Source organism: Wolbachia endosymbiont (group A) of Conops quadrifasciatus, assembly GCF_964027015.1.
In the GTDB taxonomy this organism is placed as follows: Bacteria; Pseudomonadota; Alphaproteobacteria; order Rickettsiales; family Anaplasmataceae; genus Wolbachia.
On record NZ_OZ034722.1, the window covers coordinates 605,034 to 629,742 of the forward strand.

General features: G+C 34.7%; 19 protein-coding genes, 1 tRNA gene and 4 pseudogenes. 12 read left to right on the forward strand and 12 right to left on the reverse strand.

Going from position 1 to position 24,709, the window contains the following annotated elements; genetic code table 11:
* Positions 1–52: 52 nt before the first annotated feature.
* Positions 53–631 (forward strand): annotated as a pseudogene (locus AAGD69_RS03215) (transposase family protein); the annotation flags it as partial.
* A 61-nt stretch (positions 632–692) separates the two neighbouring features.
* Here AAGD69_RS03215 and AAGD69_RS03220 read toward each other — a convergent pair.
* Positions 693–1,007, reverse strand: a pseudogene (locus AAGD69_RS03220) (PD-(D/E)XK nuclease family transposase); the annotation flags it as partial.
* A gap of 336 nt (positions 1,008–1,343) precedes the next feature.
* Between AAGD69_RS03220 and AAGD69_RS03225 the strand changes: the two are divergent.
* Positions 1,344–1,973, forward strand: coding sequence for a reverse transcriptase domain-containing protein (locus AAGD69_RS03225; protein ID WP_341812579.1), 630 nt, complete (start codon positions 1,344–1,346; stop codon positions 1,971–1,973).
* A gap of 39 nt (positions 1,974–2,012) precedes the next feature.
* Here the strand turns inward: AAGD69_RS03225 and AAGD69_RS03230 are convergent.
* Positions 2,013–3,359 (reverse strand): annotated as a pseudogene (locus AAGD69_RS03230) (IS110 family transposase).
* A gap of 431 nt (positions 3,360–3,790) precedes the next feature.
* Here AAGD69_RS03230 and AAGD69_RS03235 point away from each other — a divergent pair.
* Together AAGD69_RS03235 and mutS are read left to right on the forward strand one after the other, a co-directional pair.
* Complete coding sequence (locus tag AAGD69_RS03235; RefSeq protein ID WP_341812580.1) at positions 3,791–3,973, forward strand: hypothetical protein; 183 nt, start codon at positions 3,791–3,793, stop codon at positions 3,971–3,973.
* A gap of 174 nt (positions 3,974–4,147) precedes the next feature.
* Complete coding sequence (gene mutS / locus AAGD69_RS03240; RefSeq protein WP_341812581.1) at positions 4,148–6,658, forward strand: DNA mismatch repair protein MutS; 2,511 nt, start codon at positions 4,148–4,150, stop codon at positions 6,656–6,658.
* A 186-nt stretch (positions 6,659–6,844) separates the two neighbouring features.
* Here the strand turns inward: mutS and AAGD69_RS03245 are convergent, their stop codons facing one another.
* From AAGD69_RS03245 to AAGD69_RS03255, 3 genes are all read right to left on the reverse strand, one after another.
* Positions 6,845–7,657, reverse strand: coding sequence for a transposase family protein (locus AAGD69_RS03245; protein ID WP_410529809.1), 813 nt, complete (start codon positions 7,655–7,657; stop codon positions 6,845–6,847).
* Between the two features lie 143 nt (positions 7,658–7,800).
* Entirely contained in the window at positions 7,801–8,964 is a 1,164-nt protein-coding gene (locus AAGD69_RS03250; RefSeq protein WP_341812637.1) for a porin, read from the reverse strand.
* A 62-nt stretch (positions 8,965–9,026) separates the two neighbouring features.
* Positions 9,027–9,842, reverse strand: a complete 816-nt coding sequence (locus AAGD69_RS03255) for a hypothetical protein (RefSeq protein ID WP_341812582.1) — start codon at positions 9,840–9,842, stop codon at positions 9,027–9,029.
* Positions 9,843–10,349: 507 nt separating this feature from the next.
* Between AAGD69_RS03255 and AAGD69_RS03260 the strand changes: the two genes are divergently transcribed.
* From AAGD69_RS03260 to AAGD69_RS03280, 5 genes are all read left to right on the forward strand, one after another.
* Entirely contained in the window at positions 10,350–10,508 is a 159-nt protein-coding gene (locus tag AAGD69_RS03260; protein ID WP_265033939.1) for a hypothetical protein, read from the forward strand.
* Positions 10,509–10,723: 215 nt separating this feature from the next.
* A tRNA-Arg gene (locus tag AAGD69_RS03265) sits at positions 10,724–10,801 on the forward strand.
* Positions 10,802–10,883: 82 nt separating this feature from the next.
* Positions 10,884–12,002: a molecular chaperone DnaJ gene (gene dnaJ / locus AAGD69_RS03270; RefSeq protein ID WP_341812583.1), complete on the forward strand. Its 1,119-nt coding sequence runs from the start codon at positions 10,884–10,886 to the stop codon at positions 12,000–12,002.
* Positions 12,003–12,219: 217 nt separating this feature from the next.
* Positions 12,220–13,854 (forward strand): ribonuclease J, encoded by a 1,635-nt coding sequence (locus AAGD69_RS03275; RefSeq protein WP_341812638.1) that lies wholly within the window; start codon positions 12,220–12,222, stop codon positions 13,852–13,854.
* A 9-nt stretch (positions 13,855–13,863) separates the two neighbouring features.
* A complete protein-coding gene (locus tag AAGD69_RS03280; RefSeq protein WP_341812584.1) occupies positions 13,864–15,126 on the forward strand; it encodes a protein TolB in 1,263 nt (420 codons plus the stop codon).
* Here AAGD69_RS03280 and AAGD69_RS03285 read toward each other — a convergent pair.
* Positions 15,117–15,305, reverse strand: a complete 189-nt coding sequence (locus AAGD69_RS03285; RefSeq protein WP_341812585.1) for a hypothetical protein — start codon at positions 15,303–15,305, stop codon at positions 15,117–15,119. The genes AAGD69_RS03280 and AAGD69_RS03285 overlap by 10 nt on opposite strands.
* A 69-nt stretch (positions 15,306–15,374) precedes the next feature.
* Here AAGD69_RS03285 and AAGD69_RS03290 point away from each other — a divergent pair.
* A pseudogene (locus AAGD69_RS03290) lies at positions 15,375–15,653 on the forward strand (IS66 family transposase); the annotation flags it as partial.
* A gap of 52 nt (positions 15,654–15,705) precedes the next feature.
* Here the strand turns inward: AAGD69_RS03290 and AAGD69_RS03295 are convergent.
* The 4 genes from AAGD69_RS03295 to AAGD69_RS03310 all read right to left on the reverse strand — a co-directional run bounded on the left by AAGD69_RS03295 (position 15,706) and on the right by AAGD69_RS03310 (position 20,827).
* Positions 15,706–16,299, reverse strand: coding sequence for a Maf family nucleotide pyrophosphatase (locus AAGD69_RS03295; RefSeq protein WP_341812586.1), 594 nt, complete (start codon positions 16,297–16,299; stop codon positions 15,706–15,708).
* On the reverse strand, positions 16,277–16,540 hold the full coding sequence (infA, locus tag AAGD69_RS03300; RefSeq protein WP_164224845.1) for a translation initiation factor IF-1: 264 nt from the start codon (positions 16,538–16,540) through the stop codon (positions 16,277–16,279). The genes AAGD69_RS03295 and infA overlap by 23 nt, the downstream gene beginning before the upstream one ends.
* A 146-nt stretch (positions 16,541–16,686) precedes the next feature.
* A complete protein-coding gene (locus tag AAGD69_RS03305; protein ID WP_341812587.1) occupies positions 16,687–19,293 on the reverse strand; it encodes a hypothetical protein in 2,607 nt (868 codons plus the stop codon).
* 256 nt (positions 19,294–19,549) lie between these two features.
* Positions 19,550–20,827: an adenylosuccinate synthase gene (locus tag AAGD69_RS03310; RefSeq protein WP_341812588.1), complete on the reverse strand. Its 1,278-nt coding sequence runs from the start codon at positions 20,825–20,827 to the stop codon at positions 19,550–19,552.
* 180 nt (positions 20,828–21,007) lie between these two features.
* On the opposite strand from AAGD69_RS03310, the gene AAGD69_RS03315 reads away from it, so the two are divergent.
* Positions 21,008–22,654 carry a hypothetical protein gene (locus AAGD69_RS03315; RefSeq protein ID WP_341812589.1) on the forward strand — a complete coding sequence of 549 codons (1,647 nt, stop codon included), beginning with the start codon at positions 21,008–21,010 and terminating at the stop codon, positions 22,652–22,654.
* Here AAGD69_RS03315 and AAGD69_RS03320 read toward each other — a convergent pair.
* Positions 22,608–22,934 carry a hypothetical protein gene (locus AAGD69_RS03320; RefSeq protein ID WP_341812590.1) on the reverse strand — a complete coding sequence of 109 codons (327 nt, stop codon included), beginning with the start codon at positions 22,932–22,934 and terminating at the stop codon, positions 22,608–22,610. The two genes, AAGD69_RS03315 and AAGD69_RS03320, sit on opposite strands and share 47 nt — an antisense overlap.
* Before the next feature lie 26 nt (positions 22,935–22,960).
* Positions 22,961–23,671, reverse strand: coding sequence for a heme ABC transporter permease CcmC (ccmC, locus tag AAGD69_RS03325; protein ID WP_341812591.1), 711 nt, complete (start codon positions 23,669–23,671; stop codon positions 22,961–22,963).
* 150 nt (positions 23,672–23,821) lie between these two features.
* On the opposite strand from ccmC, the gene AAGD69_RS03330 reads away from it, so the two are divergent.
* A complete protein-coding gene (locus AAGD69_RS03330; protein ID WP_341812592.1) occupies positions 23,822–24,640 on the forward strand; it encodes a pyruvate, water dikinase regulatory protein in 819 nt (272 codons plus the stop codon).
* The last annotated feature ends 69 nt before the right edge of the window (positions 24,641–24,709 follow it).

Here is a 24,709-nt window from a genome sequence, read left to right on the forward strand (position 1 = left end):
TTTTTTTCTCACATTTTATCATACTATCACACTCTGGGACTATACACAAAAAAATGTATGTAGGTTACTGAAGAAAATAGAGCCATTACTTGCCAAAAAAGTTACTATAACAAAAGATAGAAGTATGACACCAGAAAAAATACTGAAGATTCTGGCTGATGTTACAGAACAGCAAATACAGAGACCAGAAGATAGTAAAAAACGGAAGAAATCATATTCAGGAAAAAAAAGAACCAACACTATGAAAACTGAGATTATTATCGAAGAAGGTGGAAGAATTTTATCAGTGTCAAATTCATATCGTGGTAGAATTAATGATTTTCGCATAAGGAAACAAGAAAAATATTTACCAATCGATAGCATAAAATATGCCGATTCTGGATATCAAGGTTGGCAAAAATTGCAAAGCAATGTTATAATTCCATATAAAAAGTATCGTAAAAAGCCATTAACTCCAGAGCAGAAAGAGCATAATAGAAGATTAGCATCATTTAGAATGAGAGTAGAAAATAAGATCCGTGAGATAAAGATATTTAAGATTATGTCTCATGTTTACCGCAATTTTCAGAAAAAATACAACCTGAGGTTCAATATTATTGCTGGTATTGTGAATCTTAAGCACGCCTTTTAGTTAACCTTGATTTTAGTCACCCTCCTTTCCTTCTTTTTATTGCTTGATTCTCAGCAGGTCTAACAATGCTTTGTTTATCAGAGACAATTTCAGGGTCCATAATGGTGCTTAAGAATTCTACTTCTTGTATAGTATTGACTTCAGTACATCCTAAAATATCGTTCAAAAAGTGGATAAGAATATTCTTATTTTTTTCAGTGCCAAGTGCGTCCAGAGAAGGCGAATATTGTTCAGTAGGAGATAGACCTACCAGGATAAAAGTCGGAATCCTGTGGCTTGGGTAGCAGCATGGAGGGAAACCAAAATGTTGAAGCCTACCGACAACATTATCGTAGGATAATGGCGAATTACCAGGCCGTAGCGAAAGCGAATACACAGATTGCCTCGAAAGGAATATTCTGAAGGTCGAGCCATCTTGGTACTGGCGAAGACAGAATAGACCAGACGAAAAACAAATGGAACGATTGGTCTACTTCAGCGGGGTGTTAGTAACAGCATGGCAATGAGGACATACAAAGCAACTGGAGAAACCCTCCTCATCCCAAGGAGAAATACCTTGGAGAGGTAGGTTCTATAACTGAAAAACAGGAAGTGAACTGAAGATAAGAGGGTGGCGGATGGGTGCGTAGTAGTAAAGAAATGAGGTAACGCTCATGGAGCAAAGGCACCCTACTAGTAGAAATCTTTTAACAAAAGGAAGGTAAAGGTAAAAATGACAAAAATGCCGATAAAATTACAAGACCTGAGAAGAAAGATATATACCAAAGTGAAGGCAGAACCGGAATGGCAATTCTGGGGAATCCATGTTCATGTCTGTAAAATGGAGACACTGGAGGAAGCTTACAAACTAACGAAGAGGAGTAATGGGGCACCAGGAATTGATGGGGTGACATTCGAATCGATAGAGACAGAGGGCTTAAGAAAGTATCTTCAACAAATAAAACACGAACTAATAACCAAGACCTATAGCCCAAATAGGAACCGGAGAAAGGAAATACCAAAATCTGGAGAAAAATTCAGAACGTTGAAAATACCCTGCATCCGGGACAGAATAGTGCAAACAGCACTAAAGCTAATAATCGAACCAATATTCGAATCAGACTTCCAAAAAGGATCATACGGGTATCGACCTAAGCGTAGTGTGCATGAAGCAGTACAAAAAGTAGCGGAAGCAGCAATCAAAGGCAATACAAAAGTAATTGACGTAGATCTGAAATCCTACTTCGACAGTGTGCGACATCATATTCTGATGGAAAAGATTGCCAAAAGAATAAATGACAAAGAAATCATGCGCATGATTAAGCTAATCCTCAAAACAGGAGGGAAACGAGGAATAGCATAAGGATCACCACTTTCGCCACTACTAAGCAATATATACCTCCTAAGAAACTCCCTTAACTAGCGCTTCTTGTTGAACTAATATGTAGCCAAATTCCTGTGCTTTTTTGATTAAATTTTTTACAACTCTCTCTTTGTAACGTGTTTCGTAATAGCTCATTCCTTTTTCCACATACTCTTGTCCATATTTCAACATTTGGTAAAAGATGCATGCTAATTTTCTTGCTGTAGAAGTAATTGCTTTTATTGCTCCTAGCCGTTTTTTTAATCTCCTACAATATGCACCCAATGCACTTTTACTATTTCCCACAGCATAAGCAACCATTCGCAAGGCATTCGTAGCACGATTAATAACTTTACGAGTTTTTGTTCAAAATACTTTTTCTCCTGTAATCTTATTAGCAGGGCTAAGCCCTAACCATGAGGTAAAATGCCTTTCTGATCGCCATTTATTATGATTAATGCCAACTTCCGCAATAATGGTTTGTACAGTTAGTACATCAAATCCAGGAATTTTAGTGAAATCTATACCAGTTACACGATACAATTCCTCACGCAGGGTGAAATTTGGTCTGCCTCTTCTAGACTTATTTTTTTCCTTACCTAACTCTTTACTCTCATCGGACTTCGTCTCTAATGCTTTGTAATAGTTCTCTATACTTTTATCACATTCAATTATTTTTTCTTGAAAAAAATTATATGCTTCATATTCTTGCTTTAATACAAATAAATGTTCTTCTCTATAATCGCCTGTTAATGCTTTTGCTATAGTAGCCTTATCATTCTTCATATTCACACTTCTGAATTCAGCTAGTTTTTTAGGATTCCTTTCACCTTCTACTATTGCTTTAATAATTTGCATTCCTGTGACGCCAGTAATATCGCTTGTCACTTTATGTAAATGAATATTCATTTGTACTAACACCTTTTGCATGCGATTAATATGTTTAGCAGCGTTTTCAATTAAGTTTTTACGTTGCCGAACATAACCACGCAATACACACATTTGATCATCTGGCCTAAATGATCCTTGGATTAACCCATAACTATGTAGTTGTTGAAGCCATTGACAATCCTGAACATCTGACTTTCTTCCAGGTACATTTTTTACATGTCTTGCATTTGCAAGCTTTACTTCAAGTCCATATGATTCAAGTACTTGGAACAAAGTAATCCAGTATACTCCTGTTGACTCCATGGCTACTGTAGTAACTTTACATTTCTTCAGCCATTTTGCTATGTTATGGAGATCCTCTGTAAAGCAGCTAAATTTTTGTATACGCTGTTCATCACTTCCTTCTGGTACACATACATAATGTACAGCTGAACCAACATCTATTCCTGCTGCATCAGGATTCATGATCTCTAATTTACTTTTTGCTTTTTTCATAGTAACTCCCTTATTATAATTTGTAATAGGGAAACGCTTCAGCTTGGAACGGTTAGATAATACAATCTCCTAACCGAGGTAGCCTAAAAAACTCCATCAATGATTTGACCGTTCCTCCCAAAACCATGCTAAACGACGGGCACTTATGGCACCAGTGAAAATTTCGGTTATAACTTCAGAGGCGCTTCCTATACAACTATACTTAAAAACTACTAAAAACTTAAATTGAGGAGTTTCTTCCTGGTTTGACAGATTTCTTCTGTTCGGTGCTAAATGGTGTAGTACTGCAATCATTGGATGCATTGTCAAGAGCAGAACGAATTAACATTTTGATTGCAAATTGGCAAACTTAAGTTAGTTCTAAAACTGAAGGAGTTGCGAGTGGTATTGTAAGGTATCTCGCTGTAAACCCTTACTTTACTATAAGGAAAGTGGTTGAAAATTTAGGTGTCGTATTTACAACAGCCCAAAGAGCAATCGTAAAGCTTGAAGATTTAGGCATCGTTTCACAAACTTCTCAAGTAAAGAGAGATCGGGTTTATTGTGCAACTGATATTTTGAATATTCTAGAAGAACCAACTAAGATTACAGAGAACTTCGATAGCACATTATAGCTATAAAAGCACTTAAATCGGTGAAGAAAAAGGTAGAAAGACACAGAAATTGCTCAATTTGTTTTTGTATCATAAAAATACCCTCCATCTATTTAAATTTTATGTTATTCACATGTACAATATAATCTATAATAACATTGAATTTATTACCAATACAATATATTAAAAAATATTATGAGCTTTGTGAAAGAAAGAAACACTCCTGTGATGGAGCAATATTTGAACCTGAAAGCTCAATACAAGGATCATCTGCTATTTTATAGGCTAGGAGATTTTTATGAGTTGTTTTTCGATGATGCTATTAAAGCTGCGAAATTGCTGAATATAGTGCTAACCAAGAGGGGCAATTCAAATGGGCAAGAAATACCAATGTGTGGAGTGCCAGCACACAGTAGCGAATCTTACCTACACAAGCTAATAGATTTAGGATTCAAAGTAGCAATCTGTGACCAATTAGAAACTGCTGATGAAGCAAAAAAGAGGGGCTATAAATCCATAGTAAAACGTGATGTAGTACGAGTTGTAACTCCAGGTACAATTATAGAAGATTCGCTACTGGAGGATAAAAGCAATAATTATCTTGCATCCATAGTTGAACAAAATGACGAATATGCTATTAGTTGGCTTGAATTATCAACGGGAAAATTTTTTCACACTTTAACGAATTTGAAAGCTCTAGATAGTGATTTATTGCGTATATCACCAAGAGAATTATTAATTTCTGAAAAATTCACTGAGGACGAAAAAATTAGATCGATTTTAAAAAATTATAAAATATCAATTACACAACACGCACAGAGTTTTTTTGAGTATAGTAAATCTCACAGAACGTTATGCGAGTTTTATAAAATCAGGGAACTTGGGAGTATAGGAAATTTCAGCAAAGTAGAAATCATGGCGTGCGGTGCACTACTTGAATATGTCAGAGTAACACAAAGGGGCTCCATTCCAAGGCTTGAATTCCCAAAAACCTATAAGCAACAAAATTTCATGCTTATTGATGCTTCAGCAAGGAGAAATCTTGAGTTGTTTTCAACTCAATTTGGTGAAAAGAAAGGTTCACTAATTTCAGTTATTGATCACACAGTTACAGCCTCTGGTGGACGCCTGCTCAAACAAATGCTCGCTTCACCACTTGCTTGCTCCAAGGCAATCAATTTGAGGCTCAGCACCGCTCAATTTTTTGTAAATAATCATGAGCCACGCAGAAAAACACGAGAGATATTATCTAACATTCCGGATATTGAGAGGTCTTTATCGCGCTTAATACTAGGACGTGGTTCACCAAAGGATATGAACCTATTAAAAATAGGCCTAGGAAAAACTTTAGAGTTATCTGAGTTTCTGTCTACCTTGCATAATTATTGTTTAAGTGAAAAACCAGCAATTAACTCTCAGATGTCATTCCAGTGCTTGACTAGAGAAAAGGAACCAGTGTTTACTACTCAGGTGATAAGTAGTGACGAGAGTGAACTAAGCACAATACATAAAAGTCTTGGTAATCATAAAGATCTATTCGAGCTTCTAAACAGCGCTATACTTGATAATAACCTCAGTTCCGTGAAAGAAGGAGGATTTATCAATCCAAAATACAACTCAGAATTATCTGAGTTATCTTATATATTGAACAACAGTAACAAGTTGGTAACTAAGCTCCGTGAGTCTTATCGCGACCTAACTGGCATTGCCGCACTCAAAATATTACACAACAATATACTTGGTTATTACGTTGAAGTGTCAGCAAATCACAAAATAACTTCGGACATATTTATTCATAGGCAAAGCTTAGCAAATAGCATGCGCTACACTACTAATGAATTGAAAGAACTAGAAAATAAAATTCTTACGGCACGTGATGCTGCAATCGGCTTAGAAGTGAAAATTTTTAGTGAACTGTGTAGTGAAGTCGCTAAAGAATCTGAAAAAATTGCTCTTGCTGCAAATGCTTTGGCAAAACTTGATATTAGAGCCACGTTTGCGGAGCTTGCAGTGCAAAATAATTACGTAAAACCCATTATCGATGACAGTAAAGAGTTCAATATTCGCAATGGAAGACATCCAGTGGTTGAAGTTAACGATAAATTCATTGCAAATAGCATCAATTTAGCTGGTATACATCTAATTACTGGCCCTAATATGGCTGGAAAAAGCACTTTCTTGAGGCAAAACGCTCTCATTGCAGTTTTAGCTCACATGGGGTCATTTGTGCCAGCAGAGAGTGCGCATATTGGAGTGATTGACAAGATATTTAGCAGGGTTGGTGCAACAGATAATATAACAGCTGGTTATTCTACCTTCATGGTAGAGATGATCGAAACAGCAACGATAGTAAATCAGGCAACAGATCGTTCCTTGGTGATACTTGATGAAATTGGTAGGGGTACAGGAGTGTATGATGGATTATCTATTGCACAGGCAGTGATTGAACATATTCACAATGTAAATAAGTGCCGCGCCATTTTTGCAACTCATTATCATGAATTAACTAAAGTAAGCAAATACTTGAAGAACGTGAAATGTTTTTGTGTAAAAATAAGAGAGTGGAACGGAGAGGTTATCTTTCTACATGAAGTAATTGAAGGCATTGCAGATGAGTCATATGGAATACATGTAGCAAAACTTGCTGGTTTTCCTGATTCTGTTTTAAATAGAGCAAGTGAAGTATTTGAGGAGCTAAAGGCTTAAGAGGAAATTCTGACCTTACCCAGAAAAAGTAGAGAGAACCCTATGATATTATTTTTTGTAACATTGTTATACACGTCATGATAAGGGGGCTGGCAAAATGTGTCAAGTAAGTTTTTCGTTTCTATAGACCTGCTGAGAATCAAGCAATAAAAAGAAGGAAAGGAGGGTGACTAAAATCAAGGTTAACTAAAAGGCGTGCTTAAGATTCACAATACCAGCAATAATATTGAACCTCAGGTCGTATTTTTTCTGAAAATTGCGGTAAATATGAGACATAATCTTAAATATCTTTATCTCACGGATCTTATTTTCTACTCTCATTCTAAATGATGCTAATCTTCTATTATGCTCTTTCTGCTCTGGAGTTAATGGCTTTTTACGATACTTTTTATATGGAATTATAACATTGCTTTGCAATTTTTGCCAACCTTGATATCCAGAATCGGCATATTTTATGCTATCGATTGGTAAATATTTTTCTTGTTTCCTTATGCGAAAATCATTAATTCTACCACGATATGAATTTGACACTGATAAAATTCTTCCACCTTCTTCGATAACAATCTCAGTTTTCATAGTGTTGGTTCTTTTTTTTCCTGAATATGATTTCTTCCGTTTTTTACTATCTTCTGGTCTCTGTATTTGCTGTTCTGTAACATCAGCCAGAATCTTCAGTATTTTTTCTGGTGTCATACTTCTATCTTTTGTTATAGTAACTTTTTTGGCAAGTAATGGCTCTATTTTCTTCAGTAACCTAAATACATTTGCGTTGTGAACATTGAACAGGCACCCTAAAAATCTATGTGTTATGTAAGTGCGATAGTACAAAATTACGCAAAATAACTTATCTTCTAGAGTTGGTAGTTGTGATCTTCTACCATGGCACTTTTTTTGTTTTTCAAGTCTTTCCCACCCAGACCTAACTTTTTCCACTACCTTTTCGAACTCCTCTATAGTTAAACCTGTTATATTACGAAAGTTTCTTGGGTGTTTCTTCATGTTATAGTAACTAAAGCTCATTTTTTTACCTTACTCAATCTGCTTATTCTTCTTCTACTTCTCTCACATTATTTTTTCAATCACCTTTTGCAGCAGGTCTTATGTTATCCGCTACTTGGATGAAAGGAGGCAATGTAACCTCATTAAAAACTTAATTTCAGTCCAGTCAAGAGCACATAACCAGAGTTACTATTTTCTACTTCAGGCTCTTTGGTACTAAATTTTACAATATCGAAATAGTATGAAGTGCCCATAAAAAATGGATATTCAATGCTTAAAGCATATGATGTTAACTCGTTTGCTGCAATATCCCTACCACTATTGAAATATGTTAAGCTCAATTTACGAGAATCAGAATGGTAAGCAATACCTGCATTCATATAATACGTATTATTTATTTCAGGATTACGCTTCTCACCAGATTTACCGCCATTACCATACGAAAAAATGCAATCAAGATCAAACAATTTTAGCTTCAAACCAAAATTCCAGTGCAGTAATTGATTACGACATTCATAATTTTTAGAAGTTCCATCTGAGCAATCAGTTAAATTTTCTCTTGCAAATTCACCAGTTAAGGCAGTAGTAAAATTTATATCATCTGATAGGCCATTTTTATAGGAAAGGCCAGCAGCAATTAAATTGCTGTACTGTAAGTTATTTTTTCCTGGGAAATAACTGAACCCGAGTTGAAAGTTATAGATTTCAGGGGAGATGTAGTTAATTGATGATTGTTTTAACCCTAGTTCGAGTCCATTATAATTACTGTAAATGTTGGGTTTTACCCAAAATACCTTGTCTTTATCATATCCAGGGCCATTATCTCTGTTTTCGTTACCACGCAAATTTGCATAGTTTGTCCAATGACCATTTACTCCTCCAGCAGCTGTATAAATTTTTGAAGTGTTAATTAACATGCCCTGACTAACTAAACTTCTTTTACCATATTCAATTGATCCAAGCACCTGATTTTTAATGATGAAATACCATTTCTCCATGTCTAACTTTTCTATGTCTAACGCTTTTAGGTTTGCAATACCAGAAACTCCTGCCTTAACATTAAACCCCATTTGAGTATTTGGATAAACTTGCTGTAAATAAAGAAAGCGCAAGTATGAATAACTTGAAGTTTTATCCTTAGCCTTAGCATTGAAAGAACCTCTGTTGAAGGCGTAGCCGAATCTCAAATCTATTTTTCCGTCTAGTTCTACATAAAATATTTCCTTATCCAAAATTGTTCTAGAGCTAGCACTACTCTGCAAAAATAATGATGAAAGCAGTGCTACCAGGTAGTACCTTAACTTCATAAATAAACTTAAATTTTTATAAAAATTTAAGTTTAAACTCAATATAAATAAAAAACAACTTTTCAGAAAGCGCCGCTGGTAGATTTTGCTGCCCGTTTTTGAGCTATATTCCCATAAATTATTGATACACTTGGTAATTTTCGCTTTAATAACTGCTTATTAATGGCAGAATGTATACGATTAATTATTTTAGACGTACTTTTTACATCGCAGTTAATCAAAACAAAAAGCACTTTATTCTCATCAATATACCCTAGAAAATCATCACTACGGCAATTTTTACAAAAATATTCTATGATAACTTTCAGTACATCATTTGTCTCACTACAGCTACTATTTAAGCCAATCACTCCTATAGCTGCATTAATTTGATGTTGAAAGGCAAAATTTAATATAACGTATAACTCTAGAATAGTAGACTCATTGTGTGGTATATCGAATAAGTCATGGTTTTTATATTTTTTACCCATTAGATATTCATCTCTAAAGATTCCTAATTTATGAGACAAGCTGATATCACGTATCAATAGCTCATAATTTATTTTATTACTAGCAAATTGTGCAGTGCGGAAAACTTTTACTTTTGTCTTTATATCTTCTCCTTTAGCATCAGTTAAGGAAAAACCTATCACTTTAGGTAATACATCAAGTAAATCGTGTCCATTTTCGGTATACTCTAAATAATTCTTCATGTCGTCAGCTGCTCTTGCACTTAAAATATTGATTAACGGCTTATTAAGTAAATTCCCTTCCTCGTATTTTAACAAATTCCTTGCGGCTTGATTGAGCCCTAAAATTAATACATTTTTTTTCTTATTATCCTGACAAACAGATACCACAGCATCATCTTTCCTTCTTGCAGTTATGAAATCATCCATACTTTCATTCTATACAGCATATTTATAAGTATAATAAGATTATATTAAAATTTACTTACTTATTAATATGCTTAATTAGATATAGATAAAATGTCATACGGGATGGCTTTGTTAGCTATTTTAGGTGGTAATAAATGGATAGTCAAGCAAAATTACATTTGTAACTTTGCTTGACTTATCCGGTTTTTTTATATCTTTATTACAATCATAACCTCTAGCTCTGAGTTATACCCCTTTGTTACATTGTATTAGATGGAAGTAGAACAAGTCACGTTTAGTTGTTCTGAAAGATCTACTATAGCTAACTGAAAAAAGGTTACCCCAGAAGGGATAAAAAGGTATAAAATGGCTTTAGATAAGGTAGAATGATGCCAAAGTGAGAATCTGAGGGGACATGTTTTGAAAGTAGGTAGCTCTTGTGCTGTTTACCCAGTCTTACCAGTGTGGGGTTTAGCTATCCTTGGTGTTAATTCTCTCGTATGTTTTGCTGGTGGTTTAGCTTTTCATATGAAGCATGAGAAAGAATCAGACAATATTGAGGAGGCTGAAGAAGCAGTTAGGAATTATGGACCACCTCCTCCTTACTCTCCTCCAAGCGCTCCTCCTTATAGTGAATTTAATAATTCTAATGCGGAACAGCAGTTTGGGAATTGTGAGGGGTTCTAAACCCACAACTATACAAACATTGCAATTTGGGCCTACCAGATCCCAGTGCCTTGACTACAAATGTTCGTATAGTTGTGAGTTTGACCATAAAATGATTCTTAAGAAAACAAATGCAATTTTTTGCAGGTTTCACGTATGATAAAAATTAACAGTTTTATTTTTAGCCAAATTAATTGAATCAAGCTACAAAACCTGCTAAAGTTAACTTTATGAAAGCACCCTTAGCTCAGTTGGATTAGAGCATTTGACTACGGATCAAAAGGTCGGGCGTTCAAGTCGCTCAGGGTGCACCACATTTTATAGGAAACAGAAGTCACACTTGAAATTAACATATGCAATACCTATCTTTAAAGGTTAAACACTAAACTATTATATATGAGCAAAAAAGACTACTATGATCTGCTGGAAGTAGGAAGAAATGCCAGTATTGATGAGATAAAAAAAGCGTATAAAAAATTAGCGTTAAAATATCATCCTGATAGAAATCCTGGCAATCAAGAAGCAGAGGAAAAATTTAAAGAAGTAACAGCTGCATATGAAGTTCTATCTGACTCTGAGAAAAGGGCAAGCTATGACCGTTATGGCCACGAAGGTGCTTCTGGTGGGTTTCAAGGCTTTAGCTCTGCAGGAGATTTTAGCGACATATTCAATGACTTCTTTGGTGGAGGATTCGGTGGTGGTGCAAGTAGATCAAGAGCAAAGAGTAGCACAACAGGAGTGTCTGGAGCAGACCTACGTTATGATCTTGAAATTACCTTAGAAGATGCATTTAAAGGAATACAAGCGCCTATACATTATGTGACAAATGTAAAATGTGACGCATGCCGAAGCACAGGTAGCGAAGGAGCAATTAAACCAGTTCAGTGCCCCACATGCCAGGGAAGCGGTAGGATTAAAACTCAACAAGGCTTTTTTACCATCGAAAGAACATGTACTACATGCTATGGGGAAGGAGAAATAATACAAAATAAATGTAAGAAATGTGGTGGAAGTGGACGTAGAAGAGATGAAGTAAATATATCCGTTTCAATTCCAAAAGGCATAGAAGAAGGAGCTAAGGTAAGGATAAGTGGTAAAGGAGAAGCTGGAACAAGAGGTGGAAAAAGTGGAGATTTATACGTATACGTGAAAATAATTTCCCATAAAATCTTTGCTAGAAATAAAGCAGATTTACACTGTAAAGTGCCTATAAGAATGACACTAGCAGTGCTTGGTGGCGAAATCGATGTCCAATCAATTGATGGAGCTAAAATAAAAGTAAAGGTCCCTGAAGGCACTCAAACTGGTACCAAACTACGTTGTAGGGAAAAGGGTATGCCATATATGAACTCACATGTTCGTGGTGATTTATATGTACAGGTAATAGTTGAGACTTTAAATCCAAAAAATTTAACTAAAAAGCAAATTGAACTATTAAAAGCACTTGAAGAAGAGGAAAATGCAAGTGTACAACAGCAATCTGAAGGGTTTTTTAGTAAAGTAAAAAAAAAATAAGAAATCTGCTAAATGACATGAAGGAGTAACTGTTTACGGGTTTTCATTTAATCCTGCAATTCTTTGACCTTATTAATGGAAAACTTAACAATAGTGTTGATATCAACATTATTAGCCAACAGAAACTTCTTAGTTCCTTAAAACTATGTAAAAGCAATAAATTTCTTTATTTAAGGTCGAAGTTTTGCTATTCTCAGGTTTTAATAATTTAAATTTAATGAATATAAACAAAAATGAGTTTTTATTTCTTCCGCTTGGGGGAGTAGGAAGAATCGGGATGAATGTTAGCCTATATCATTATCAAGGTAAGTGGATTATGATCGACCTTGGTGTTGGTTTTGCAGATGAAACTATGCCAGGTGTTGAGCTGCTCATTGCTGATGTAGATTTTATTGCTCAAAGAAAAAAAGATTTGCTTGGAATAATAATTACACATGCACATGAGGACCACTGCGGTGCAGTGCCCCACTTGTGGGAAGAGTTGCAGTGCTCCATATATACAACAAAGTTTACGGTTAATTTTCTTAAGGAGAAACTAAAGGAGTTTCGATTAGAAGGTACAGTACCTGTGAAAGAGGTGGACATAAATGGCAGCACAAATTTGGGTCCTTTTACCGTCGAGTTTATAAATATAACTCATTCAATTCCTGAGGCAAATTCAATATTAATTAGCACTGAAATGGGTAGTGCACTCCATACCGGAGACTGGAAATTTGATCCAAAACCTGTTGTTGGATTAACTTCTAATATAAAGCGTCTAAAAGAAATTGGCGATAAAGGTGACCTGCTTGCAGCAATTTGCGATTCAACCAATATATTAAGCAAGCATCACCCTGAGTCAGAAGGTGAAATTTATAATAATATTTATAACATAATAAAGCGGTCTAAAAAATTAGTTGCTGTTTCGCTATTTGCTTCAAATGTGGCACGAATTGAAACGATAAGCCAAGCTGCAAAAGCACTAAATAGAAAAGTAGTTTTACTTGGTAGATCTTTATGGAGAATAGTGAAAGTTGCGCAAGATAGTGGTTATTTAACTGATTCTCCTCAGTTTCTTGAAGCAAAGGAAGCAGTAAATTTTCCAAGGGAAAAACTGGTGCTATTTTGCACAGGTTGTCAAGGTGAGCCACTGGCAGCAACTTCAAGGCTTGCTAATAAGAGTCATCAAGCATTTAAAATGCAGCAAGGTGATACCATGATCTTTTCGTCAAAAATCATTCCTGGAAATGAAACTCGTGCGCACAACATGCTCAATGCCTTTATTGAGATGGGGGTAGAAGTTGTTACTGAAAAAACAGAGCATGTTCATGCTTCTGGGCATCCAACAAGAGAAGAGTTAAAGGAAATGTATTCTTTAATAAAACCGAAGATATCTATTCCAGTTCACGGCGAATATATTCACACGCACGCACATGTAAAATTTGCTAAAGAGTGCGGTGTAGCAAAAGCAATAATGATTGCACCAGGTGATATTGTTAATTTGGAGAACGGAGAAAAAGTTGATTCAATCAGTGTTGACTACTTTGGTATTGATGGTATGCTGCTACGTCATCCGGAGAGCAGTGTTATAAAAATGCGTAAAAGAATGAGAGATGCCGGAGTTATTGTGGTAACAGCAGTTGTAAACAAGAAAAATAAATTGCTTACTAAACCGAAAGTATTTGTACCTGGTGTTTTTGAAGTGCTAGAAGATGCAGCTATTATACAGAAAATTGTCAAGAAAGTTGAGTTGTTGTTTAGTTTGCAGCCAACAAAAAAAATTAAAAATAAGATTGAAAGTTCAATATTGAGTATCTTAAAGGAATATTTACTAAAAAGACCTATAATTGAAGTCCAGATAGAACAGGTATGAAATGAAAGAATGAAGTTATTCGTTCAATTAATATTGCTTGTTTCGTTATTTATTCCTTATTTTACAAAAGCTGCTTTATATGTTGATATAAAAAAAAGCAGTGTTGGTAACATTGGTCTTGTTGTATCTAAATGTACATGTAAAACAGCGCTGGAAAGCGAATTAAGCGAAAATATTGCAAAGGTAATAGGAACAAATTTATCTAATTGTGGCTTATTTAATGTAAAACGTGGCGCGGAAGCTGAATTTAAATCTTGGAAAAGCGATACTGTAGTCACAGTAAGTTTAAGCGAAGTATCTGGTAGTGCATTAGAGCTATCATTTCGTTTATTTGACACTTTTACAAAAAGAGAATTACTTACTCAGTCAGTTGTTTTTCCAGCAAAAGACTGGAGAAAAATTGGTCACCTCGTTTCGGATGTGATACATGATAGATTGATTGGTGAGAAAGGGCACTTCAACACAAAAATCACGTATATTGCTGAAGAAAAAGATAGCAATTATAAATCCGTACGTAAAATTGCTGTGATGAATCAAGATGGAAGTAATATAAAATACTTAACAAATGGCGATAGATTTGTGTCAACACCGAGATTCTCACCAAATGGAAAGGGTATTGTTTATATCTCATACGCAAATGGTAAAAGTTATATAGTATTAAAAAATTTAAAAGACCACACTGAATCAATAATCAGCGCATTTGAAGGAGTTATTTCTGCACCAAGATTTTCTCCTGATGGTAAATCTCTTTTAATTTCCCACTCATTGGGTGGTGAAACGAATATATTATCTTTGGATTTAAGTAGTAAACGGACAAAAAAAATTACTAAAGGTTCAGCTATAAGCACTTCTCCCTCTTTTTCTCCAGATCAAAAGTATATGGTTTTTAGTTCCGATATGAGTGGGAGTCAGCAGCTGTATGTTATCGATTTTACTAACAAAAGTAAAAAACCTAAAAGAATTAGTTTTGGAAGTGGAAGATATGCTACGCCTGTTTGGTCGCCAAAAGGAGATCTGATAGCTTTCACAAAGATTCAGTCAGGAAAATTTTACATAGGAGTTATGAAGCCAGATGGCAAAGAAAAACGTCTACTTTCAGAAGGGCATAAAATTGAATCTCCGGCATGGCTACCAAATGGTAGAGAAATCATTTTCACAAGAACAGAATCACCAAGCAACTCTCAACTATATTTAGTAGACTTAGTAAAGAAAAATCAAAAAATGGTTTCCACTCCCACAAATGCTTCTTTACCGGATTGGTCTTATTCTTGAACTACTGAGCTGCATGCTCCACAGCATTGATTTATTGCCACATTAACAAGATATCCCGCTACACTACCTACTATAGTACCAGCGATTCCTGACAACACAACAGTTGCAATTACTCCAATAGCAGCAATTTCAGGTATAATTCCCATTGTAGCCAGTGTGGCTCCTATAGCGCCAAACAATAATGCTGAGCTTATAATTATCCAGCTCCTCCCTGAAGATTGTTTTTGTGGAGAATTATGTATTAAGATGTATATGAACAAGTAGAGAGAGCAAGCAAAGTTTTGCATATTGATGAAACTAGCCATTATTCTAAAGGTAAACTTGGCTAGTGCTGGGTGTTTGCTAATAATGAAGCAAGCCTTATTAAATTAGCAGACACAAGAGGAGTTAAGTTTCTAGAGAGTAGTACATTTTCTAGTTATAAGAATTTGGTTGTTACCGATAGGTATGCGGTTTACAACTACTTCAGTGACGAAAAAAGACAGATTTGTTGGGCACACTTGTTAAGGGATTTCGAAAGGCTATCTACCCACTTTAAATGGTGCTATATTGGGCCTTAACTTGACGCGTATGGTTTATTTAACACTCCCGGTTTAAATAATTACTTAGCAAACAATAGGTTTCATGTAATGGTAACCCTATAACGGAAGAGTAGGAGCCGTGTAAGAACAATACGAACATCCCAGCTAGGCCTTGTATATTGCATCCCCCTGCCCTATTTTTCCACTCTTCTGATGCTAAATAATACTTAATTTCTTGTTCACTGAGACGTTTAAATTTCACTATTGTAACCACAGTTCTAATATGTTGTTTAGATTGATCGGGAGTTAATAGACACACACTGGTATATACTCTATGCCTTCTTCCTGATAACAAGCGGATGCATTTTTCTGCTTGCTCAACGTTTTCAGCTTTAAGCAATATCCTTCTACCACAAGCAACAACTGTATCAACACCAAGCACAAAGTAATTTGGATTTGAACTTTGTATTTTCTCAGCTTTACTTTTTGCCATACGGATTGAGTAATCCTTCGGAAGTTCCTTTTTCAAAGGAGTTTCGTCTATATCTGCTGGCAAAATCAAGCCTGGTTTAATATTTATTTGTTTTAGTAAAGCTACACGTCTTTCTGATGATGAAGCAAGAATAAGATTATTTAGAGATCGTTCTGTCACTTGTACCTTTAAGCCTTCTAATGATCCGACCTTTTTTCGCATTCCTATCGTAAATGCTCATCTCAACTAACACCCTATCCCCGATAATGATGCGTATTTTACTTCTTCTCACTTTCCCTGATACATGACAGATAATCTCATGTTCATTGTCCAGTTTCACTCTAAATTCTGCTGCAGGTAGTAAAGCAGTTACTGCCCCTTCCACTTCAAAAATTGTTTTCGATTTCTCGTCTTTTATCATATGTTATATTATAATTTAATAATCTTTTTTAGTCTACTATAGATTTTAAATTATTATCAACACAAAAGACTTTTTGCACCCCACTTAAGTATTTCTCTTGCAACTTAACCCCAACCATCTTCACAATAATGCGAGAGAAAGGCGAGCTACCTATCTACGCTTCTACTCCTTGCCTGTGCTCTGATAGGACTTACGGACCCTAGGACTAGAACTGAACTACAAGGATGATTATCACAATTCTCCTCATTGCTATCATATGCGCTATCATTGTCCCCTTCCTGTGGAACATAAGACTCATTATCAGATTCACTATCAAAGCTTAAAGATCTGGATAACTCTATCTTCTTTCGTGGAACATTATCAGGCTCACTAGAAATGTCTCCTGTTAGAGTATAAAATTGATTGTTGAAGCCTTTTTGTTTATCAGCAAACGTTTCTTCACTTAACTCTTCTACTTGACCACGGAAAAACTCTTTTTCTTTTTCACTGTTTTGTAATTTTTTTATCAGACCTTCAATATCCAAAACTTTACCTGCAATGATGTCGCTCAATGCATCACGGTTCTCTTCCAATTCCTTAATCTCATCTTCATGCTCTCTATCCATGGATTCCAATATTAATGCTACATATTCTTTAAACTCATCATGCATGTTTTCTAACTTTCCTATCTCTTGTTCATAAGATTCCAGTTGTGCTTTATACTCATTTTCCAACTCTTGCATTTGACGTTTTAAATTGCTTATAGACTGCTCCTTTTCCTTCATTATGTGTGCTGCTTGGTCTATCTCTTTTTCAAATTCTTTTAATTTGTCTTCTAATTCCTTCTTGTCTGTATTAACACCTTTCAGCTTGTCCTCTAGCTTTCTTTTTTCTTCATACACACTTTTAAGTTCTTCCTCATTCCTCTCCAGGTTTTCTTTAAGCTGCGTTAACTCCTTGCGTATTTCATTTATTTCTATCTTGGATCCTCGCTCCTTTTTTTCAAGTTTATCTTTTAAATCACTAGTCTGTTTTTTTAATGCTTCAATTCTTTGCCCAGCTTCTGCAAGTTTCTGATTCACTTCTTTTTTTTCTGCTTCAGCACTTTTTAACTTATTGATTAATTCTTGGGTTACCTTTTCCGAGCATGATAATTCTTTTTGCAGATCTAATACTTGTTTTGAAAACCGTTCTTTATCTTCCTCTATATCCTTATTAGAGCATTCTAACTTATCAAACTTGTCCTCTAAATCAGACTTTCCTTCCTGCACATGATATAGTTCTTCTTGCGATTTCTTTAATTCACTTTTTAACTCCTCCTTTTTTGCATTAGCAACTCCCAGCTCTTGCCTTAGCTTTCCTTTTTCTTCATATACACTTTTAAGTTCTTGTGCTTTCTCTTGTAGCTCTGCTAACGCGCTTGCTAACTCTTCATCTTTTTGTGCCAGTTCAGTTTGCAATTTTGTGTTTTTTTGCTCTTCTTTTCCAAACCTGTTTTGTAAATCAGTTATGTGTTGTGAAGCAACTTCTGGTTGAGTTTCAGTGTGCTGTAAATTGACTTCTGTTTGAATTAATGCATTGCTATTAATAGAAGGAGAAGAAGGAAGGCTATTGTCATCATCAACTTTAGGGTCTGGACCTTTCGATTCCCCCCCTGGTTCCTTATCTTGATAGGCCACTATAGATTCATTTTGAAAATTATTATTAGCAGTAGGTACAACATCAGCAGCCTTACCCTTTTCTAGTGATTTCATTACAGCATCATGTAAGACGAGGCCTTGAATATATAATTCATCATTTTGCTTTATTAACTCTAGGATCTCCTTCGATGACACAAAATCTTTACCATCAAATTTTAGTACTTCAGTTATGCCATCGCTACTCACATTCATAATCATGGTACACATTCTGGATCCATTCTCTACAGGCCAAGTGCTTGTCATTTCATAATATGCGCCTTCTTCAAATTTATAATGTCTTTCCTTACCTTCTCGATGAGCGCGTATTTCACGTTTTTTATTGCAATAGATATTCAGTTCTTTAATATCTTTCTCTTGCTGTAAAATGTCACTAATTCTTGTTGTCTCACTTCTATTGTAATTAATAAGGTTAACATTCAAAACTCTATGAGCGTTATCAGTTTCTGTGTAATAAGCTTGAAGCTCTACGTCTTTCCTCTCAAAATATTTACTTGCAGCTTTTTTTCCCTGCTCTGCCAACTCTATGCATTTATTTATATCTTCCTTAAAGCTCTTATTAGCAGACTCTGTTACTGCTTTATCTATGTACGTTTGTTTAAAATCTCTATCGTTTATTAGGTCATAAAAACTCCACTCATCCCTATAAGCCTTTTGTATAGCAGTGAAGTCACTTTCTTCTTTCAAAAGTACTAAGAAGCCTACCTTGTCTTCTAGATCTTTTAGTTTAAAACCTGTTATTATCTTCTCTAATTGAGAATCAAATTCTTTATTGGCAAAATTTTCAGCAAGATTATTTAAATTTCTTAATTCTTTGCATAATTTATCATTTTCTGCAATTGAGCGGCAGAACTTTATTGTAGCAGAGTCCTTAGTGGAAGGATTTTCTTTTTCCACTTCATCGATACGGTCCTTGAGGGATGCAAAACGTAGTGTAAGCCGTGACGAATATAGATCGCGTTCATAAGATGCCAACAAGCGATTTATTGCACTCCAAGCACATGATGCGATTGATCTAATACCAGAATCCTCTCCTGCCTCTGCTGTTTTTTCTTCCTTAGTCAAACCTCCAATCATAACACACCTCCTTTAACTATATTTATATTATACCAATTAACATATATTCAAAAAAATCAAACTGTATAACCACGTTCTACACTAACTTTTATTATTAACTTAATTGTGTTGAAAATAACTGCAAGTGTTAAACTTAAGCTTTTGTCTTTCATTGTACACTACTCACTATAAGTTTATAATAATATCTTATATAATAGACTTAGTATTTTGAGTTATGCAAGTATTTTTTTTATTGGATAAAAGTTAAAAGACGTTTTCAGAAATCTTTAAGCTTAATAACATCCTCTCTCTTTGGACTAGTTGAAATTAGATGAATTGGTACACCTATTAATTTTTCTAACCCTTCTATATATTTTATTAAATTGATAGGCAATGCTTCAATCGACCTTTTACCTTGAGTATTTTCTTTCCAGCCAGGAAACTCTTCATATATTGGCTCTAATTCCTCCTGTATTGAATGCGATGCGGGTAAATAATCATACATTTTCCCGCTATACTTGTAACCAGTGCATATTTTAATTGTATCAAAAGAATCAAGCACATCTAATTTGGTTAATACAATGCTTAAAACTCCAGAAAGTTGCACAGCCTGGCGCACTAAAACTGCGTCAAACCATCCGCAGCGCCTTCTTCTATTGCTCACTGTTCCAAGCTCCTTGCCTATAGTAAATAAGCTATCTCCAATCTCGTTCTTTTGCTCAGTAGGGAATGGACCATTGCCCACTCTTGTTGTATAAGCTTTTACCACACCAATAATGTAAGCATTGTAGGCTAATCCTGAGCCTGTTATTGCTTGCGACGCTACAGTATTACTTGAAGTAACAAAAGGGTAAGTTCCGTGGTCGATATCTAAAAATGTGCCTTGGGCGCCTTCAAATATTATTTTCTTACCTTCTTTCACAAAGTCATTTAATATCCTCCACACAGGTTTTTTATATGAAAGAATTTTTTTTGAAATCCCTTGAATTTCTTTTAATATTTCTTCTTTTTTAACCACCTGGTAGTTAAGGCCTTTTCTAATAGCATTGTGGTAATTCAGAAGAGTATCCACTCTTTTATTGAGCTCATCTGCGTTTTCTAAATCACAAAGGCGTATAGCTCTCCTTCCAACTTTATCTTCATAACATGGCCCTATCCCTTTGTTTGTTGTACCAATTTTGTGATTTCCGTTTAAATCTTCAAATAGCTTTTCCTTGTCCTTATGTACGCTAAGTATTAATGGACAGCTCTCGGATACCATCAAGTTGTTATAGTTTACGTCCACTCCTTTAACTTTCAATGACTCTATTTCTGAGATTAGAGCATGTGAATCAAGAGCAACACCGTTTCCTATGATGGATATTTTGCCCGTTCTCAAAATAGCAGAGGGCAGTAAATTTAATTTATAAACCTCATCATCTATTACTATAGTGTGCCCTGCATTATTTCCTCCCTGAAATCTCACAACTACATCTGCATTATCAGAAAGATAATCTACTATTTTACCCTTGCCTTCGTCACCCCATTGCAGACCAACAATTACAATGTTATTCATCATTATTTTCTAAATTAATACATAAATATTAATGCAGTACGCTACAAATGGAAAGAGAAATCTGCGCCTTTCCTGCACCTCTTAAATAAAGAAATATACTGTCGATTTTCTTAATATATTACCAAATTATTCATCATTATATGATACAACTTACAGCATATTTACAGTAAGGTGTTATTTATGAAAGAGGCAAAAGGAAAAAATAATAAGAGTCCGGTAGTTAGATTAAAGGCCACAGCTAAAGAGTTCAATTTTAGTAAATTAAGAGCAGATCAAGATAATGAATTAGCAAATTCTGGTGAAACAATGTTCTTAGATTTTCAAAGGATGAATTTTATTATTAACGGAAAAGAAATAGATAAAAATCTTATTATTGCATTTAAGGAAGGAGCTAAGCACCGCAAAAGCGAACTTTTTAATAGTGACGATATATATAATGACGAAATATTTAACAAAAAAGGAACAAGAGAAATAGATACGGATCATGGCAAAGCATTTGTTGCTTCAGTACTTGAAGATATTGAGAAAGAGCTTGTAAGTGATACATTGGATGAGCTATACTGCAAAGATCCCAAAACTGCCAATCATCAAAAAACCGATTCATATAAGAAAGAATTTGAAGAATTTTACAATGCTGGCCACGGGTATATCCATCTATTACCTACAGAGAGAGATGAAAACAAGGATTACCGTTCCTTTGCAAAAGAAGTTTTCAAAAAAATGTTTAGATACGCTGGGGCAGAAGTTCCAAGTGATGCTATTTTAGAAGAGCTAGTCACTAATTGTAATCAAGCAGGGTATGAGGCTGCTCCATTTATACAAACCCAACTTGCACTTGGACAGTCGTTCATAGTAGAAAATCCTAAAAAAGTAATAAACATTGATTGTGCTAACCAAAATAATGTGAGAATTAGATCTGATATGAGGCTACCAATACTCTCTGTTAAAAATCAAGTTATGCATGGTGATAAGATATGTGATCTGTCTAACTCATTAGAATTTACACTTGAGTCTCAAGATGGTAAAGACTTTGTAACATACAGAGATGGTAAATTGTCACTTACTATTCCTAAAGAGTTAAAAAATTATAAAGATAATGGCAAGAGCTTGTTTGACATTATTAAAGAATATTTTCAGAAATTCTGTGCAAAATTAGGATTTAAACCTGAGACAAAAATACAAATAGAGTATAGCTTAGGTACTCAAAGTAACTATTTAGATGGTACAATATCTACTACAGGATCGGATGCAAATGAAGAGTTTATCAATCTTTTAAGCGAAAATCTCAGAGAGAGGTTCTTGGGGTTAGGACTTGCTCTAGAAGATGTTAATGATCTTGTTGAAGTCAGAGTATCTACAGTTATGGATCTATTAAGTGATTATGCTAAATTGGAAGATAATAAAGAAAACAGAGAGTTATTAATAAGTGAAGTAGCAGATAATTTAGGGCTTTCCTTTCAAGGTAAAATAGCATCAGAAGTATTGAAAGAGTTTGATGATGAAATGTTAATGCATACAGAAGGTATAGGTAATAACATAGGTCAACATATAATGGAATTAGGCTCTTTACCTTCTTTGATAAGAGGCCATATTAATCATAATCAAGTGCAGTCTGTTGTAAATACTTTTATTAAGTTAATTATTGAAGGGAAAAGCGAAGTATACAAAGAAAAAAATGCAATTGATGCAATTTATCAGAAGGTAGATAAGGCAATTATTGAGCAAGAAAAAAGAGCAACCAACAAACAAGATATAGAAAATGATAAATGGACAGATAGAATCAAAAAACAGAAATTATCTGTGGAATCACATGAACATTTACTTTAAAGATACTGGTAGGCTCCTTGAATATTTTAGAGTTCATGGTTGCAACGGTTGCTATTTTACAATGCACCTCATCGTAAAAACTACGTGCCGTTGCATCATATGTTTCAAGAACGTTGGTAAAATGTTCAAGTTGATCTCGATTCAATACCTGATCTATTCTAGTTAGTTGGTCATTGCTGCTTTTAAAATTAGTTAGATCACATAACATAGAACGTTCTTCAGTTTCAGCAGGCAAGTATTTAAAGTGACCAAAGATATTTTGCCTAATTTTCTCTAGCATATTTACCTGTATACTTACAAAGCTACCTAATACCGCACACTAATTTCTCTCTTTATCTTATATAAATTAATTAAGTAAAGCGAATACAGTATCCACACTACTAAAAAAAATGTGGCACAAAACATAAACATTACAACGAGTGGAAACAGCAAAGAACTTTCTATTGCTACTCCACCTCTTCTCAAAATGCTTGCTGGCTGATGGAGAGTAGACCATAAATTCACAGAAAATTTTACTACGGGAATATTTATAGCACTAAAAATGGCAAATACTGCTGCTGATTTTTCTGCCCTCGCTTCATTATCAAAAGCGCTCCACAATGAAAGGTAGCCAACATATAGGAAAAATAAAATTAGCATTGAAGTAAGCCTTGCATCCCATACCCACCAAGTGCCCCAGGTTCCTTTTCCCCAGATGCTACCTGTGATTAAGCATATTGCAGAAAAGACTGTCCCTGCAGGAGCAGCAGCATGTGCCAAGACACTAGCAATGCTATTGTTCCACACCAATGAAATAAAACTAAGTGATGCAATTAATCCATATATTCCAAGAGCAAGCCATGCAGAAGGCACATGAATGTACATAATTCGTACAATTTCTCCTTGTTTATAATCTTCTGGGGAGAAGAATAACGCTAAAAACATTCCAATTAAAAAACATGCGAAACAAATAATCCCAATCCAAGGTAGTGCTTTTTTAGAAAAAGAAGTGAAATTTATAGGCTTTAATAAAAACATTCATTTTGAGAATAATTGTGTTAAGAATTTACCAATTAGTTTGAGTTTTATCAACAGGATAGTTTTTCTGCATTGACATAGATTAACAAATTAGCACAATTTCAGTAGCCGATTGCTTGCTATTATTTTTAGTATAACACTATATAAAACATGACCCTTAAAAAGCTTAATTTACACTTAGTATCAGATTCAAGTGGTGAAACTGTTATATCAGTTGCAAAATCAGCTCTGAAACACTTTCGTTCTGTAGAAACAATCGAATATGTTTGGTCTTTTGTGAAAGGAGAAGAGCAGGTTGACAAAATTTTGGAGGAAATTAATAAGAAAAGTGATGAGCATAACTTTGTTATATGCACTATTACTGATGATGAGCTAAGAAAATATCTAAAAGATAACTGTATAAAGTTGAAAATTCCCTATAGAGCAATATTATCACATATTATTAGAGAAATTTCGTCCTATCTTGAAATTGAAAAAGACGAAAAGTTTGACTTGCATACTGAGATAAATAACGAATATTTCCAGCGCATTGAGGCAATAAACTACACTATTAATCATGATGATGGACAAAGTATTCAAGATATTAATAAAGCAGATATAATTTTGGTTGGAGTTTCACGTACATCAAAATCTCCCACCAGTACGTATTTAGCTTATCGAGGCTATAAGGTTGCAAATATTCCTTTTGTTAGTGGAGTACCCTTTTATGTCGACTTGGCAAAATTAAAAAATAAACTAACGATAGGGGTAACAATAGACGTAAGTAGGCTAATAGAAATACGCAAAAATAGACTTACTTCAATTAACAATGAAGATAATAATATATATGCTAACCCTGAGAAAGTAGAAAAGGAAATTAAAGAAGCAGAGGAACTATTTAAGCAGAATAACTGGCCAATTATTGATGTCACGCAAAAGTCAATCGAAGAAGTATCAGCAACAATTATACAGTATTTTAATAAAATGTGAAAAATTTATCAATTGACTAACTCTCTGTAAGTGATCATAATGTAAGGTAATTTAATTCTTACTATAGAT